The sequence below is a fragment of the Thermodesulfovibrionales bacterium genome (assembly GCA_035622735.1).
GTDB lineage: Bacteria > Nitrospirota > Thermodesulfovibrionia > Thermodesulfovibrionales > UBA9159 > DASPUT01.
In genome coordinates, this window is the sequence record DASPUT010000034.1 from 1 (window position 1) to 13,978 (window position 13,978).

General features: G+C 53.4%; 17 protein-coding genes. 6 read left to right on the forward strand and 11 right to left on the reverse strand.

Features of this window, described 5'->3' with window-relative positions:
* Positions 1-203 precede the first annotated feature (203 nt).
* Both VEI96_01710 and VEI96_01715 read left to right on the forward strand, forming a co-directional pair.
* Positions 204-836 (forward strand): Smr/MutS family protein, encoded by a 633-nt coding sequence (locus VEI96_01710; GenBank protein ID HXX56698.1) that lies wholly within the window; start codon positions 204-206, stop codon positions 834-836.
* 101 nt (positions 837-937) lie between these two features.
* Complete coding sequence (locus tag VEI96_01715; protein ID HXX56699.1) at positions 938-1,255, forward strand: hypothetical protein; 318 nt, start codon at positions 938-940, stop codon at positions 1,253-1,255.
* Positions 1,256-1,329: 74 nt separating this feature from the next.
* Here the strand turns inward: VEI96_01715 and VEI96_01720 are convergent, their stop codons facing one another.
* The 3 genes from VEI96_01720 to VEI96_01730 all read right to left on the reverse strand — a co-directional run bounded on the left by VEI96_01720 (position 1,330) and on the right by VEI96_01730 (position 3,456).
* Positions 1,330-1,509, reverse strand: a complete 180-nt coding sequence (locus tag VEI96_01720; GenBank protein ID HXX56700.1) for a hypothetical protein — start codon at positions 1,507-1,509, stop codon at positions 1,330-1,332.
* A 101-nt stretch (positions 1,510-1,610) separates the two neighbouring features.
* Positions 1,611-2,399 carry a lytic transglycosylase domain-containing protein gene (locus VEI96_01725; protein ID HXX56701.1) on the reverse strand — a complete coding sequence of 263 codons (789 nt, stop codon included), beginning with the start codon at positions 2,397-2,399 and terminating at the stop codon, positions 1,611-1,613.
* A 289-nt stretch (positions 2,400-2,688) separates the two neighbouring features.
* Positions 2,689-3,456: a DpnI domain-containing protein gene (locus VEI96_01730; protein HXX56702.1), complete on the reverse strand. Its 768-nt coding sequence runs from the start codon at positions 3,454-3,456 to the stop codon at positions 2,689-2,691.
* Positions 3,457-3,620: 164 nt separating this feature from the next.
* Between VEI96_01730 and VEI96_01735 the strand changes: the two genes are divergently transcribed.
* The 4 genes from VEI96_01735 (at position 3,621) to VEI96_01750 (ending at position 6,440) form a co-directional block, all read left to right on the forward strand.
* The gene (locus VEI96_01735) at positions 3,621-4,403 is read left to right on the forward strand and encodes a DNA methyltransferase (GenBank protein ID HXX56703.1); all 783 of its coding nucleotides are present in this window, start codon (positions 3,621-3,623) and stop codon (positions 4,401-4,403) included.
* A gap of 6 nt (positions 4,404-4,409) precedes the next feature.
* Positions 4,410-4,754, forward strand: a complete 345-nt coding sequence (locus tag VEI96_01740) for a four helix bundle protein (protein ID HXX56704.1) — start codon at positions 4,410-4,412, stop codon at positions 4,752-4,754.
* A gap of 120 nt (positions 4,755-4,874) precedes the next feature.
* Positions 4,875-5,108: a type II toxin-antitoxin system HicB family antitoxin gene (locus VEI96_01745; GenBank protein ID HXX56705.1), complete on the forward strand. Its 234-nt coding sequence runs from the start codon at positions 4,875-4,877 to the stop codon at positions 5,106-5,108.
* A gap of 285 nt (positions 5,109-5,393) precedes the next feature.
* Positions 5,394-6,440 carry a trypsin-like peptidase domain-containing protein gene (locus tag VEI96_01750; protein ID HXX56706.1) on the forward strand — a complete coding sequence of 349 codons (1,047 nt, stop codon included), beginning with the start codon at positions 5,394-5,396 and terminating at the stop codon, positions 6,438-6,440.
* Here VEI96_01750 and VEI96_01755 read toward each other — a convergent pair.
* The 8 genes from VEI96_01755 to VEI96_01790 form a co-directional block, all read right to left on the reverse strand.
* Positions 6,437-7,072 carry a V-type ATP synthase subunit D gene (locus VEI96_01755; GenBank protein HXX56707.1) on the reverse strand — a complete coding sequence of 212 codons (636 nt, stop codon included), beginning with the start codon at positions 7,070-7,072 and terminating at the stop codon, positions 6,437-6,439. The two genes, VEI96_01750 and VEI96_01755, sit on opposite strands and share 4 nt — an antisense overlap.
* Positions 7,069-8,397 carry a V-type ATP synthase subunit B gene (locus VEI96_01760; protein ID HXX56708.1) on the reverse strand — a complete coding sequence of 443 codons (1,329 nt, stop codon included), beginning with the start codon at positions 8,395-8,397 and terminating at the stop codon, positions 7,069-7,071. Before VEI96_01760 ends, VEI96_01755 begins: the two co-directional genes overlap by 4 nt.
* Entirely contained in the window at positions 8,394-10,019 is a 1,626-nt protein-coding gene (locus VEI96_01765; protein ID HXX56709.1) for a V-type ATP synthase subunit A, read from the reverse strand. Before VEI96_01765 ends, VEI96_01760 begins: the two co-directional genes overlap by 4 nt.
* A complete protein-coding gene (locus VEI96_01770; GenBank protein ID HXX56710.1) occupies positions 10,016-10,336 on the reverse strand; it encodes a V-type ATP synthase subunit F in 321 nt (106 codons plus the stop codon). Before VEI96_01770 ends, VEI96_01765 begins: the two co-directional genes overlap by 4 nt.
* The gene (locus VEI96_01775) at positions 10,333-11,337 is read right to left on the reverse strand and encodes a V-type ATPase subunit (GenBank protein HXX56711.1); all 1,005 of its coding nucleotides are present in this window, start codon (positions 11,335-11,337) and stop codon (positions 10,333-10,335) included. Before VEI96_01775 ends, VEI96_01770 begins: the two co-directional genes overlap by 4 nt.
* Entirely contained in the window at positions 11,334-11,909 is a 576-nt protein-coding gene (locus VEI96_01780) for a V-type ATP synthase subunit E (GenBank protein ID HXX56712.1), read from the reverse strand. Before VEI96_01780 ends, VEI96_01775 begins: the two co-directional genes overlap by 4 nt.
* A 1-nt stretch (position 11,910) precedes the next feature.
* Complete coding sequence (locus tag VEI96_01785) at positions 11,911-12,129, reverse strand: hypothetical protein (GenBank protein HXX56713.1); 219 nt, start codon at positions 12,127-12,129, stop codon at positions 11,911-11,913.
* A 118-nt stretch (positions 12,130-12,247) separates the two neighbouring features.
* The coding region (locus VEI96_01790) for a V-type ATPase 116kDa subunit family protein (protein ID HXX56714.1) at positions 12,248-13,978 on the reverse strand (1,731 nt) is incomplete at its 5' end.

The window sequence follows — 13,978 nt, forward strand, 5'->3', positions numbered from 1 at the left end:
CGGCACGAGGTCGCCGAGGATCCCGGAGGACGACCGCCACAAGGGCATTGTCGAGAACAAGGCCTGCCTCGAATGCCACGGGCCTGATAAAGAGGCGGCTTTGAAGAAGACGCATCCTCCCAAATATGAATGTCTGCTCTGTCACAAGACAAAGAGGAGAGTCAAGGCGGCCTGAAGGCTTCGACTGAGCGGAGGAATTCTCCATGAAACGAGCTGCATGCACGGTCACGTCCTTCAAGGAACTGAAGGACGTGCTCGAACGAAGACCGCATACCCTCCGGAGCGGTAGGGCTCCGAAGGAACATATTCCTGACAGCAAGACCGATGAGGATATCTTCCTTGAGGCCATGGCCGATGTGAGGGAGATACGGGAGTTCAGGGATATTCCGGTCAGGAAGCCTCCCCGCGTCGAGCCCCGTCCGGCGTGCGACGAAGATATCCGTGAGGCCTTGAGGGAGATCGTAAAGGGAAAACGGAAGATAAGGCTCTCCGATACCGGCGAGTACATGGAGTGGACAGGGTCGAGTGCGAGAAAGGACACGGCAAGAAAGCTCCATGAGGGGAGATTCGCTGTGCAGGACTCGATTGACCTACACGGCATGACCCTCTGCGAGGCTGAGGAGGCGCTCAGCAGGTTTTTTCGGGACGCGGTGAAGAAGAGACTCTTCTGCATCAAGGTGATACACGGGAGGGGCCTCAGGTCTCCGAAGGGCCCCGTCATCAAAGAGGCGCTGAAGCAGTGGCTTCACGGCCCCTTGAGAAAGTGGGTCACTGCGTACGCCAGCGCGAAAGACTGCGACGGAGGACTGGGAGCCACGTACATCATACTCAAGTGACGGTCTGTCCTCGTTCGGGGAAATAATCCTTTGAAGTATGGTATAACAAAAGAAGGGGGAATCGTCGGTCCCTGAAACAATCAAGAGAAGGAGTCTGAAGGATGAAACGTTTTTTCGTAGTCGCAGTCGTAGTCGCGGCCCTTGTTTTTCTGATGGCCGGAAGGAGCACGCACGCCGCTTCCCAGGAGGCGACACCGCTGTCCGGCAAGGTGGTCGAGACGATGGATAGTGGGGGATATACTTACGTCTGCCTCGAGAAGGAAGGCAAGAAGACCTGGGTGGCGGTTCCCCAGATGAAGGTCGTCAAGGGCAAGAACATGTCTTTTGAGCCGGGGATCGAGATGGTCGATTTCGAGTCCAAGACCCTCAAGCGCAAGTTCGATAAGATCTATTTTTCCGGGGGACCGGTTAAAGAGTAGAGACGATGAAAGGAGGGGAGATAGTACTCTTTTGCCAGCTCCCCTCCTCTATCAAATAGCAAAGCGACAGGTTTTTACTCGATATTGAAAGTGGCCACTTCCTTGAAGCCGGGCAGGTACTGCCCGACCGGCACGAGCTTCTTGCCTTCGTCGACGCATCCGATAATAATCGTCCAGAGCTGATTCAGTTCGGTCTTTTCTCTCTCGTTCTCAGGCGTCATCTTAATAAGGGTCCCTTCGAGTTCGATCTTCATATAATACCTCCCATGATTTCGATTGCAATCATTATATAAAAAATTTCCCTTTTTTAGGAATGATTTTTTTGTCTGATCGGGGAAGGGGAAACGAGAGGAGTTTAATTGCTCGGCAGCCGTATCGGATACGGGTAGGGCGGTGTTGAGTCCGTGAGGAGGGCGGGGTTCAGGTTCTTTATCGCCTTGACGGATGTCTTATATTTTTCCGCAACCGCTTTCAGACTCATGGTGCCGTGGCTTGTTATTTCCCGGTAAGCGGGGTCCTCGGTCACTTCCCTGTCCGATGTAAACCCGTAATTCTCCGGGTCTTGCGCAACCGTAGATGCGGCCATAAAATACGCGAGATAGCGGTTTATCACCCACGGGAGGCCTTCCTTCGATTTCTTGAATATGCGGGTGATCTTCCCTTCGCCCGCGTTGTATGCCGCAAGGGCGATGTCCCACGCGCCGAACCTGACGTAGAGGTCTCTCAGATAATCAGCTGCGGCATGGGTCGATTTGACGGGGTCCTTCCGCTCGTCCACATAGCTGTCGACTCTCAGGCCGTAACTCTGCGCGGTGCATCTTACGAGCTGCCATAACCCGACCGCATCTCCGGGCCCCACGGACAGTGGGGCGAAGCCACTCTCGATGAGAGGGAGGTAGGCGATGTCGAGAGGGATACCCTTCTCGGTGAAGACGTCTGTTATCAGGTCGATATATTTATAGGAGTTGTTGAGGCTCTGCTCGAAGGCCTCCGGCATCTTCCGTGTGAAAAAATCGATCGCCCGGTCGTAGAGTCTACCCGTGGACTCCTTTTCTTTTATCATCTCGAGCTCCTGACCGGCTACGGCCTTCACCGGCGCCGATAAAAAGAGAAGCATCAGGGCTGTTGCAAATAGTTTGCGCATTCCTCGACCTTTGGTTTGGGTTATTTATTCTGAAAAACGAAAAAACGTTTGAGTGCTGCTTATGTGAGTTAAAAAAATATAACATTTCTTCCGAATAATTGCAAGTTTTTTTTCAAGAAAAATTTTTGCGAAGTAAAGGATAGAATTTTATGAAGATTTTTTAATTAGAATTTTTCGGCTGATGTGGGAAGTAATTACTTCTTGAGAAAGATGGTTAAGTGGAGTTATGAATCTCGTACGGAAAGATACTATGCTATTGATTTGACTCTCTATACTATCTGCTATTTTCCTACCGAAAACTGTATCGTCCTTTTCCTCTGAACTCCAAGATGCCTCTGTCTCTCAGAATTTGCAACTGCTGACGGATTTTGGGGCGGATATTTTTGTTGTCCGGGTGGAGCAGCTGAAGTTGTTTGTCGAATGAATATGCCTCAGCTAAAGTAAAATCTTTTTTCCCGAGTTCTCTGATAACCTTCAATATGTCGGCCGTCCATCCCCTAACATCATAATTCTTTTCTGATAGGAACCTGAATCGCTCATAGCACAGTTTGACCGTTTCAGGGCTAGACACTTTTCGATCTTTAGTAATCGCAATCTTTCCATCAACAGGTATCTCCTTCAAGACAATGTTGCATCCAATCCATCCTGCTCTCCGAGCATTTGGCGAGAGGGGCTTGCGGGGCTCTATACAGGAGAGTGTCAGGAAATACCGAGGGACTATCAATAATGTTTCTGCACAGTATTCTTGCGAATTGTAATGAAGAAGGAACAGGTTGGGAGTTCTGTTATTCTTAATCGATTCAATCATTGGGCCATAAGCAGAATCAAGAATCTTTTCCCCTAATGGCTTGTTTTGGCTTTTTAGTTGATAGGTTTCAGAACAGTCATCACAAACGAAATCTATGACCTTTGTATTATCCCGAGCTGTCTGTAATCTCGGCTGTTTGCAGGAAGGACAGAATAGGTTTCTAGCAGCCCAATCTTCGGTCAGGACCCGCGCAATCTGAGAAGGACTTTTATATCCTTCTGCTTTTTCTCTAACAAAGCATAAATCCATAATGCGATATGATAAGGTATTCTATCAGATCATTGACATTGCCGCTGGATTCGATCAACGATCGATCGGAGAATTAGCTCCGACGATTTCGATTATTACATATAGTCTCTTTACTTCCACTGCTTATTCGATCAAAGATCGTTCATTAATTCAAGTGGACGACTTTGGGTCTGAAGAGGCTTCAACCTGAAAACTTTGATCTCGAATGCACCACAGTTTGGTCTTTTCCGAAAAGGGGCAACTGGGCAACGCACAGATCCGACTATCGCGGAAACTGGTCGCCGCAGGTTGCAAGGAATCTCATCTTGCGATATTCCACGGAGGGTGATCTTGTACTTGACCCGATGGTAGGCAGCGGTACGACACTTGTTGCATGCAAATTGACAGGTAGAAAAGGCGTTGGAATCGATATAAATCCGGAGGCGATAAGGATTACAGAAGAACGGCTGAACTTTGACCACCTTTCTAAGGAGAAACAAAAGTGTTATGTCGGCGATGCAAGAAACCTCGATCCGATGGAAAATAATTCAGTTGATTTGATTATTACCCATCCGCCTTATGCAGACATCATTAAGTATTCGGAGGGCAGAATTAAGGAAGACCTTTCAAACATTCATTCAATTGATACATTCTGTGCTGAAATAGAGAAGGTCGCACAGGAGTGTTATAGGGTCTTAAAACCTGACAAATTCTGCGCAATTTTGATTGGTGACACGAGGCGGAAGAAGTTCTATATTCCTCTTGCCTACAAGGTCATGGAGATATTTATGAAGGCAGGTTTTGTCCTGAAAGAGGACATCATTAAGGTTCAGCATAACTGCAGGGCGACGGGGTTTTGGGTGAAGAAATCCAAGCTCTACAATTTCCTTCTCATCATGCATGAGCATCTGTTTGTGTTTCAGAAACAGTGCCAAAGAGCAAAAGCGCAAAAGTTAAGGGTGGTATAATGTCGCATGGCAAATTATAAGGACCTTATCGTTTTTCAGAAATCCGATGAACTTGCTTACCAGCTCTATAAAGCAACTGATAAATTTCCCAAGTCTGAATTATTCGGACTGACTTCACAGATTAGAAGAGCGGCACTATCTATCCCTACTAACATTGTCGAAGGCTATGCGAGAAAGAGCAGGAAGGAGCTTGGGCAGTTTGTGAACATAGCCCTCGGCTCTCATGCCGAGACAGAATATTTGTTTGATTTCTCAAAACGGCTCGGATACTTTAAGACCGATACCGCTCAGATAGAGAACTTGTTGGCCGAGGTCGGCAGACTTTTGTGGAGTTTCCATCGTTCCCTCTGACTTTTGCACTTTTGACTTATGCGCTTATGAACTGCCCGTGAGGGCAGCAGAAGTGCGGTTTATCTATGAGCCACGGCTGTTGTATAATGGTGCTAAGATTAACTAAAGGAGGCGGTGAAATTGAAAAATTATCATCTTCAAGTGATTATCGAGCAGGATGAAGATGGCGTTTTTATAGCAGAATGTCCTGCTCTCCAAGGCTGTTATGCTCAGGGAAAGACCTATGAGGAGGTAATTGAGAATATTAGGGACGTAATCGCACTGTGTATAGAAGAACTCAAGGAAGAAAAGAAGAAGATTAACCTTAAATACCCTGAGGTCATCGGCATCAAATCCCTTGAGGTTGCTGTTTGAGCGGACAGGGCAGAACCATCAGCCGAGGTTTGCTGAGAAAGATAATCCGCGATATAGAACTGTCTCCGGAAGAATTTCTAAAGCTTATTAGGAAAGGCTAGAGCGTCTAAAATCCTCTAATTTCCTCATCTGCATTGGTTGGCGACACAGGTTGAAATATGTTCTATATTCCCCCCAACCTATAAAGTCACGGAGAGAACAGGAGAAGCAGCGACGACATCATACTGGCGCAACCATCCGTGAGGGGACTTGACAGGCATGGTAATATAAAAAAAGGGGATAAAGATGAGGAGAATCTTTAGGAATATATCCGATGACACGGTCAGAGAGGAAGACCGGCGAGGGAACGGAACATCCTCTCTGCACGATGGAGAACTGCTCGATGCCTATTCGCTCGCTGTCGTGAGCGCTTCGGAGAAGGTCAGCCCTTCAGTTGTGAATATCGATGTGCGGCAGACGGTGAGGACGGGCGGAGCGGGACAAGAGAATCAACTGCATGCCAATGGTTCCGGGTTTATCTTCACGCCTGATGGCTTCATCCTCACGAACAGCCATGTCGTGCACGGCGCGGCCGGCATCGAAGTGACCCTGCCGGACGGGCGGCGCTATCCGGCCTACATGGTCGGAGATGACCCGGACTCCGATCTCGCGGTAATCCGGATTCATGCACCGAACCTTGTCGCTGCTCCGCTCGGTGATTCGCAGTCCGTAAGGGTCGGCCAGCTCGTTATCGCCATCGGCAACCCCTACGGCTTTCAGTACAGCGTGACCGCGGGAGTGGTCAGCGCCCTGGGGCGCTCGCTCAGGGCCAGGTCCGGAAGGCTTATCGACAACGTTATTCAGACCGACGCGGCGCTGAACCCCGGCAACTCGGGCGGGCCGCTCGTCAATTCCCGCGGGGAAGTGATTGGGGTGAACACCGCGGTAATCATGCAGGCCCAGGGCATCTGCTTTGCCATCGCTGCGAATACCGCAAAGTTCGTTGCCGCAGGCATCATGAAGGAGGGAAAGATACGACGGAGCTACATCGGCTTAGGCGGACAGGGCATCGTGCTGCACCGGCGCATCGTGAGGTTCCATAACCTGCAGGTCGAGAGCGGAGTACTCGTCGTCTCCGTCGAAGCGAACAGTCCGGCCATGAAGGCCGGTCTGCAGCTCGGGGACGTGATTGTCGCCTTTGGAGATACGCCTGTTGCGGGTATCGATGACCTGCACCGGCTCCTGACTCAGGATAAAGTCGGGAAGCGATTCCCCCTCGCCGTCATCCGTAGAAGTGAAAAATTGACCCTCGATGTCATCCCCGAGGAATCGATTGTGCGTCCCTACAATTAAAGACTCGCGGCTTCCCTGGATCGTATTTCCTTGAATTTCTTGAGGCGGAAGTGCGACTCCCTTTCCCGCTCCGCGATAAACTGGGTTATCGTCTTAATCTGGTGCTTCAGCTCGGGGAAGACGAGTTCCTCGAGCACCCGTATCTTTCTCGTCGTCCTCAGGATCTCCTCTCCGAGTCTCTTGATCTTACTCTCGAACTCGGCGTTTTCTATCATCGCCTCGAGGAGTTTTTCGAAGAGGTCGAAGGCTTCGTCTAGGTGAACTGTCGTGGAGAGACGGTCGTACCCCCTCTTATCCGGCTCCCTCACAGGGACCTCGTGGACTATCACGTCTTTGTACTTCAGGCCCCAGATGCTCTTTTCGGTGATATCGATTCTGAAGTCCCGCTCCGTCGCCACCGTTATCGACTCTATCGTCTCCTTCCCCTCATGCCCGAGACTCAGCGCCAGTTCCTGAAGGGCGTTTCCGTAACTATTCCTTATGTCCTCCCGCGAACGGAGAAAAGGGCGGGTCGTATCGAGAAACTCCTTTATCAGGGCCTGCTTCCTCGCCTTGAGGATGCCGGTGCTGTTCGCGACGGAACGAGCCTTCTCCTTCAGGAGGAGGAGATTTGTCCTCGTCGGGTGTATCATGTCACCTCGAGGGAGAACCTCTTCATGAGATTGAGGCCGGTGTCGAGGGTCTCGCCTACGGTCCTCCTCTCCATTCCCTGACTCACGAATTCCCTTTCGAAGGCATCGGCGAAATCGAGCATGAGGATGTCGCCCTTTGTCATGCCGTCCCTTCCGACGATCGCCTCGAGCCTCCTGAGGTCTCTCCCCTTTGCATAGTATTTGTAGAGGTAGTTCGCGACCTTTCTGTGGTCTCCCCGCGTGCGGCCCTCTCCTATGCCTTTCTGCATGAGGCGCGAGAGGCTCGGAAGCACATCGACGGGCGGGAAGACGTTCCTCTGATGCAGCTCCCTGCTCAGGACGATCTGACCCTCGGTGATGTAGCCGGTAAGGTCCGGGATTGGGTGCGTAATATCGTCCTCCGGCATCGTAACAACAGGGAGCATCGTGACAGAGCCTTCCATGCCCCTTATCCGTCCCGCCCGTTCGTAGAGCGAGGCGAGGTCGGAGTACATGTAGCCGGGGTATCCCCTCCTTCCGGGCAGCTCTTCCCTGGCGGTGGATATCTCTCTCAATGCATCGCAGTAATTTGTCATGTCGGTAATAATCACGAGGACATCCATTCCCTTCTCGAAGGCGAGGTATTCGGCTACGGTCAAGGCAAAGCGAGGCGCGAGGAGCCTCTCCATGACGGGCTTGTCAGCCATATTGACGAAGGCGACGAAGCCCGTCTTCATCTCCTCGAGCACCCGCATGTAGAACGAATACTCGTGGAAGGTCTGGCCGAGCGCGGCAAAGACGACGATGAACCCCTTTTCGCTCACCGTGAGCCGCGCATTTTTCAGGATGCCGGCCACAACCTCCTTTGACGGGAGGCCAGATGAGGAGAATATCGGGAGCTTCTGTCCCTTCACGAGGGTATTGAGCCCATCGATGACGGAGAAGCCCGTCTCGATGAGTTCTTCCGGCCTTGCCCGCGCGGAGGGATTGATCGGGAACCCGGTGACAGGGGTCAGCCTCTCCGGGATGAACATCGGTATGCCGTCTATCGGTTCGAAGGAGCCGTTAAAAATCCTGCCGACGATGTCAGGCGAGAGGGGGGCCTTTCTGATCGAATCGGTGAAGATGACCGTGGTATGCTCGACATCGAGGCCCCGGGTTTCCCCGTATACCTCGATGAGAATCGTATCGTCCGCGATCTCGAGGACCTCGCCGACCATCTCTCTGCCGTCGGGAGCGATGACCCTCGTGACCTCACCGATCCGCGCGGTAAAGACCTTCTCGACAAAGAGAAGCGGGCCCGCGAGAGAAGAAATGGTACGGTATCGGTGCTCGGAAAGTCTCATCGCTTCTCCCTCTGTAATACCTCTTCGAGCGTCATCCCCTGTTTCAGTTTTTCGGATGCGTAATCATGGAAGTCGAGTATCCCCTTTATCATCGAGAGCGTCCGCTCGGGCGGCGAAAAGGCATCCTCGGTGTAGGAATTCTGGGAGAGAAACTCCGAGCGTATCATCTCGGCTATCTTCATGAGAAGCCTGTCAGCATCCTGAAGGCCCTCGATTCCGACGATCTCCGCCACCTCCCGCAGAGACTCTTCCTCCTGGAGCAGCTGCCTGCAGCGCTGCTGCAGGGCCTCCCACTCGGGAGCCACCTTCTCGCGGTAATGGCCCGCAATATCTTTTGCGTAGAGCGAATAACTCTGAAACCAGTTTATGGCGGGGAAGTGCCTCCGGTGAGCGAGCGAGGTATCGAGCATGAGAAAGGCCCCGGTCGTCCTGAGGCATGCCTGCGTGACAGGCTCCGTAAAGTCGCCGCCGGGCGGCGAGACGGAGAGGATCATGCTGAGCGAGCCTGTCCCCCCGCTGAGGGTCTCGACGACACCCGCCCGCTCGAGGTAGCCCGAGAGACGGGAGGCGAGATAGGTCGGATACCCCTCTTCTCCCGGCATCTCCTCGAGGGATGATGATATCTCCCGAAGCGCCTCCGCCCACCTCGAAAGGCTGTCGGCGAGGAAGAGCACGTGATAGCCCATGTCCCGGTAGTATTCGGCCATCGTAACCGCCGTATAGATCGAGGCCTCGCGGGCCGCGACAGGCATGTTCGAGGTGTTCACGACGAGAATCGTCCGCTCCATGAGATGCCTGCCTGTCCACGGGTCCTTCAGGGTCTCGAACTCTTCGATCATCTCTGCCATCTCATTGCCCCGCTCGCCGCAGCCGACGTAGACGACGATGTCCACATCGGCAAACTTCGCGACGGCCTGTTCGAGGACGGTCTTTCCCGTTCCGAAGCCTCCCGGCAGGATAGCCGTCCCGCCACGCGCAAGGGGAAAGAGGAAGTCGATGCTCCTCTGGCCCGTCACAAGGGGAGAAGTCGGCGGAAATTTCTTCTTGAAGGGCCTCGCAGCGCGAACCGGCCATTCGAAGCAGCCGAGGATTTCACTTCCGTCCTCATACTCGCCGAGAGATTCGTCGAGACTGAACTCGCCCTCGACGATCCGTGAGATCTTCCTGCACGAATCGATTCTGCTCGCGAAGAAATGCTTGAACTGACCCTCCTCCGCGTATCCGATAATCTCTCCCGGCGAGACCGTGTCGCCTTCCCTTTTTATCGGGAAGAACCTCCATTTCTTGAGATAATCGAGGGCGTAAATCTCCCGTCCGGAGGTGATGAAAGGGCCTGTCTCCTCCTTCAGTTTTCTCAGAGGCCTCTGGAGGCCGTCGAACATGCCGGAAAGGAGTCCCGGGCCGAGCCGCACCGTAAGGGGCATTCCGGCACCGACCACCGGTTCGCCGATGCCGAGGCCTCTCGAATCTTCATAGACCTGAATGATCGCCCTCTCTTCCTCGAGCCGCACGACCTCTCCCGTGAGCATGGCATGACCGACGTAGACCCTTTCATAGAGTTTCAGCCCCTTCAGGTCAACGCTTACCGTGGGACCTGATATCCCCCGTATCTTTCCCGTCATAACTGTAACCTCACGTGGTATCCTATCGCCCGCCGTATCAGGCGTGCCACATAATCTTCTACGAGGGCGCCGGCCTTTTCCGGAGCGGGCAGAATAAGGACGATGCCCTGCCATACCTTCTCGATCTCCCTCAGCCTCTCTTCAGCGATGCCTTTCATGAGCCGCTCGTCAAGGATGACGAGGCCCGTGGCCGGATCCGTCATGATCTCCTTAAGCGTGCCTTCGGCATCCTCCGGCCTGCCCGTGTACTGGACCACACCGGCGAGCCTGAACCCATATTCCGCGTCCGGGGCTGTTATGAAGACGATTCTCTTCACCGCACCATCTCCGCCTCAATCTTCTCTCTGCTGATATCGCCTCCGTAAAGGATGAGGCTGAGGTTCCGTGCTTCCAGGGAACATTTCCAGAGATAATCGAGAATGGGTCCCGTCCCGAGCGGTTCTCTGCCGGCCTTCTTGAGAAAACGCGTAATGCCCCTGTAGAGCGCATTCTCTACCGCTGCGGTATCAGGCCTTTCGATCGCGATTCCGGTCAGTTTCTCAATAAGGGAAGATATCGCGAAGATATCCTTTCGCTCGCTCAATTCGGGAAACCTCTTCTTTGTGAAGCTTCCGCCCTCCAGAAAAGGCGGGGGCCCTTTCGCCTCGTGCCTCAGTTGTTTGCAGAGGGCGAGCACGTTCCTCGAATCGATGATGCGGGCAAAGAAGCCCTTGAGAACGGAGTCGATCTTCGACCGGGCGGTATGCTCGAGAAAGGTCTCTGTCATCACTTCCTCCACACCCTTGAGACCCTCCCGGTCGAGGGTTTCCGTGAGTCCGCTGAACCCGGGCGAAAGAGACAGGAAGAGGCCTTCGATCCCCTTCACCGCGGCAGTGATATCCCTGCTTCCCTGGAGGATCCGTTTCACCTTTTCCGAAAGGACGCTCGACGAAAGGAGACTACCTATCCGCCCGTCCTTCTCTCCTTCAATATAACGGAGACAGATGAAGATCGTCTTCAACTCCGAGTAGAGGAAGAAAGGCCGGAAAACTTCCCGGAGCCTCCTGTTCAATTGGAAATAGACCCACCGGAACTCTCTCAGGAGATATCGCCAAACCGCGTCAGGAGCGTTGTCGGTCATGACGGCACCATATCTCGTTGTCGAGAGATATTCGAGGGGCGCCGTATCGGAGAGGAGGAGATTCCAGTCTCTGATGAGGAGCACCTTCCTCCCCCTGACCCGCGACAGGAGATAATCGGCGGGATACCCTTCGTCTTCTACCGTTCGAAGAAGTTCCACAGGTATTCCCCAACCATAACGCTCGATGGGGGTTATCACAATGTGCCCTGCTCAGGTCCGCAGGCATCTCTCATCAGCCCCGGCAGCATTTCGATCCAGAGGCATGCCAGTCTCTTATCGAAGGTATTCGTGACACGAATCCTCTCATCCGCTGTCATGACATCCAGTCCACCGGAGATTGAATTGTCTGAAATCACCTCAGCATCGGGGAGGCATGTCTCCGCCAGCCCCTTATCTTCGGGATGCACTCTGACTGCGCGCCATTGATGCTGCGGGAGCTCCTTGTAAAGAGCGACAAAGAGGTCGGGATAACGCTTCTCCCTCAAGAGGGGAAGGGACTTCATCGCAATTTTATAAAGACGGTCCGACAATTCCTTTTCGGCAGCAAGGAGGACCATGCGGGCCTTCTTTCCGGCCTCCGAGAGAATCGCCTCCGTCTCTTCTTTTACCGCTGCCGCGAGGTCCCTGGTGTAATGCTGCTCCATCTCCCCGGTCTTCTTCGATGCATCCTGCCTGATGTTGGCGGCCTCTACCTCTGCCTCATTCAGGATCGAGCGGGCCTTCTCCTCCCCCTCCTTATGAAGGGAATCGATGAGTTCCTGGTAGCCCATCCTATTTGACCGTGAAAAGGATCATCGTCGCTATGACGAAACCGAGTATCACCATGGTTTCGGGGATAGCGAGAAGAATGATGATGGTGCCGCTCATTTCCGGTTTCTCGGCAATGGTGCCGGCTCCGGCAGAGCCGATCCGTGACTGAGCCCAGGCAGTGGCTATGGCGGTGAGTCCTATCGCTAGTGCGGCGGCAAACGCTACGAGTACCTTTTCCATGACCTCTCCTCCTTTGGGTCTTCTCTATAGTGCGACTGCGTCATAATCATCTCGCTCGGCGGATCGAGCCAAAAACCTTCTTCTCTGATCCGATCGGTTTCTTTCTTCTTTCCCTTTCCTACTTTCTCAGCGGCTCAAACCGCTTACCGCCGTGTTCGAGGAACTTACTGAAAAACTCGACGTAGTGGAGTCTCAGGGAGTGAATCGTGGGAGAGAAGACTCCGAGAATGAGGTTGATGAAGTGGAGCAGCGTTCCCGCGACGACTCCGACGACGATGTCCCCTGTCATCCCGCCGAGACTGTTCGCAACAAGGGCGAGGAGGACTGAGGTGAGCCCTATGGCCATGATCCTCACGTAGGAAATGATGTTCCCGATGCTCTTGAGAAGCTCAAGGGGCGCCAGTATGCCCCCGGCGAAGAAGAGGAAGGGCGTGAGAACGAGAATCGCGATGACTACCGGCTGCGTGAGCAGCTCCGGAACGACCTTAAAGAACGAGGCGATAAGAACGACTATGAGAAGAATGGTGAGCATGGCGAGGAGCTTGTAAACCGCCTCTTTCGTCGTCTTCTTTCTGAGGGCAGACAGAAAACCGAGGAAGAGGCCGAGTGTCGTATGGACCAGGCCGACAGAGAGTGCAAGGTAGATCATCGGCATGACCGCGGTCCGCCGTTCCAGGAAGAGCGGCTCAAGGCCGAAGAACCGTGCGCCGAGTTCACCGAAATATTCGCCGTAGAGGACGCCGAAGACGATCGCATAGAGGGAGGATATGAGCATGATCTTCGATGCGTCATGGATTTCCTTTCTTCTTGTGAACCGTTTCACCATGAAGACGGAGAAGGCCAGGAGTATGACCCCATAGCCGGCGTCACCGAGGATCATTCCGAAGAAAATCGGGAAGAAAATGCCGATGAAGGGCGTTGGGTCGAAGGACGAATATTTCGGCAGGGGCAGCAGTTTTACAAGCAGCTCGAAGGGCTTGAAGTAGGGCGGATTCTTGAGGACGATCGGAACCCGATCGAGGTCTTCTTCGCGTATCTCCTTTTCCACGAGCGCCGCTTTCCCCTGAAAGGCATCGAGCAGTCTCCTCCTCAGGTTTCGGACGGCGTCGGCGGGCATCCACCCATAGATGAAGAAACACATCCTCGTCTCGAAGACTGAAGCGGTCGTCCTGAGAAGGGAGAGCCTTTCCACGGCCCAGTCCTTCATTCTCTGGTAGATCGGTACCCATCGCCGGGAGAACCGTTCCATCTCTTTCCCGATCGCCTCTATCTCGGCTGAAAGGAGCGAGGACCTCTTCTTCACGTAGGTGATTTTTTCGGGGAAGGTGAGTCCGCTGAAAGAGGGGGGAAAGGAGAGTTCGGGGATATGCTCGTCACTGAGCGACTTCTTCACCCTCTCGGCGATGCTCTTTTCGATTGTTATCAAGCCGACGAGTGTGCCGTCTTCCGCGTTCTCCGTCACGAGTTCGTATCTCCAGTCCGTTATCTGCGAAAGCAACTGGCGGATGCGGCCGACCATATCAGGCTCCCTGATGGTGAAGCCGATGAAATCGAGATCCGGCGTCTCCCCGGTGCTCTCGAGGAGCGAGGCGAGTGCCCCCAAAAAGACGGCGTACCGTCCGAGTTCACCGTTTTCCTTTTCGAGGGCCTCTTTCTTCTCATACAACTCCCTGCATGCGGTAACGTGCCGCTCGAGCGTTTTGGCTATAGTATCGATAATCGCAATCGGTTCGATATAGCTCGTCCTTACGAGCACCTTCGGCAGGTAAGAAAAGAGCTCGTCGATTCTCAGTACGAGGTCTTCGATGAAGAGCCTTTCGGCGAGGGTCTTCTCATCGAGCAGGAACGA

Excerpts from the sequence above, each read along its gene's own strand:
- VEI96_01765 (HXX56709.1), bottom strand. The coding sequence starts at position 10,019 with ATGACGGGAAAGATACGGGGGATATCAGGTCCCACGGTAAGCGTTGAC.
- VEI96_01780 (HXX56712.1), bottom strand. The coding sequence starts at position 11,909 with ATGGGCTACCAGGAACTCATCGATTCCCTTCATAAGGAGGGGGAGGAG.
- VEI96_01715 (HXX56699.1), top strand. The coding sequence starts at position 938 with ATGAAACGTTTTTTCGTAGTCGCAGTCGTAGTCGCGGCCCTTGTTTTT.
- VEI96_01725 (HXX56701.1), bottom strand. The coding sequence starts at position 2,399 with ATGCGCAAACTATTTGCAACAGCCCTGATGCTTCTCTTTTTATCGGCG.
- VEI96_01755 (HXX56707.1), bottom strand. The coding sequence starts at position 7,072 with ATGATACACCCGACGAGGACAAATCTCCTCCTCCTGAAGGAGAAGGCT.
- VEI96_01760 (HXX56708.1), bottom strand. The coding sequence starts at position 8,397 with ATGAGACTTTCCGAGCACCGATACCGTACCATTTCTTCTCTCGCGGGC.
- VEI96_01785 (HXX56713.1), bottom strand. The coding sequence starts at position 12,129 with ATGGAAAAGGTACTCGTAGCGTTTGCCGCCGCACTAGCGATAGGACTC.
- VEI96_01710 (HXX56698.1), top strand. The coding sequence starts at position 204 with ATGAAACGAGCTGCATGCACGGTCACGTCCTTCAAGGAACTGAAGGAC.
- VEI96_01740 (HXX56704.1), top strand. The coding sequence starts at position 4,410 with ATGGCAAATTATAAGGACCTTATCGTTTTTCAGAAATCCGATGAACTT.
- VEI96_01720 (HXX56700.1), bottom strand. The coding sequence starts at position 1,509 with ATGAAGATCGAACTCGAAGGGACCCTTATTAAGATGACGCCTGAGAAC.
- VEI96_01730 (HXX56702.1), bottom strand. The coding sequence starts at position 3,456 with ATGGATTTATGCTTTGTTAGAGAAAAAGCAGAAGGATATAAAAGTCCT.
- VEI96_01750 (HXX56706.1), top strand. The coding sequence starts at position 5,394 with ATGAGGAGAATCTTTAGGAATATATCCGATGACACGGTCAGAGAGGAA.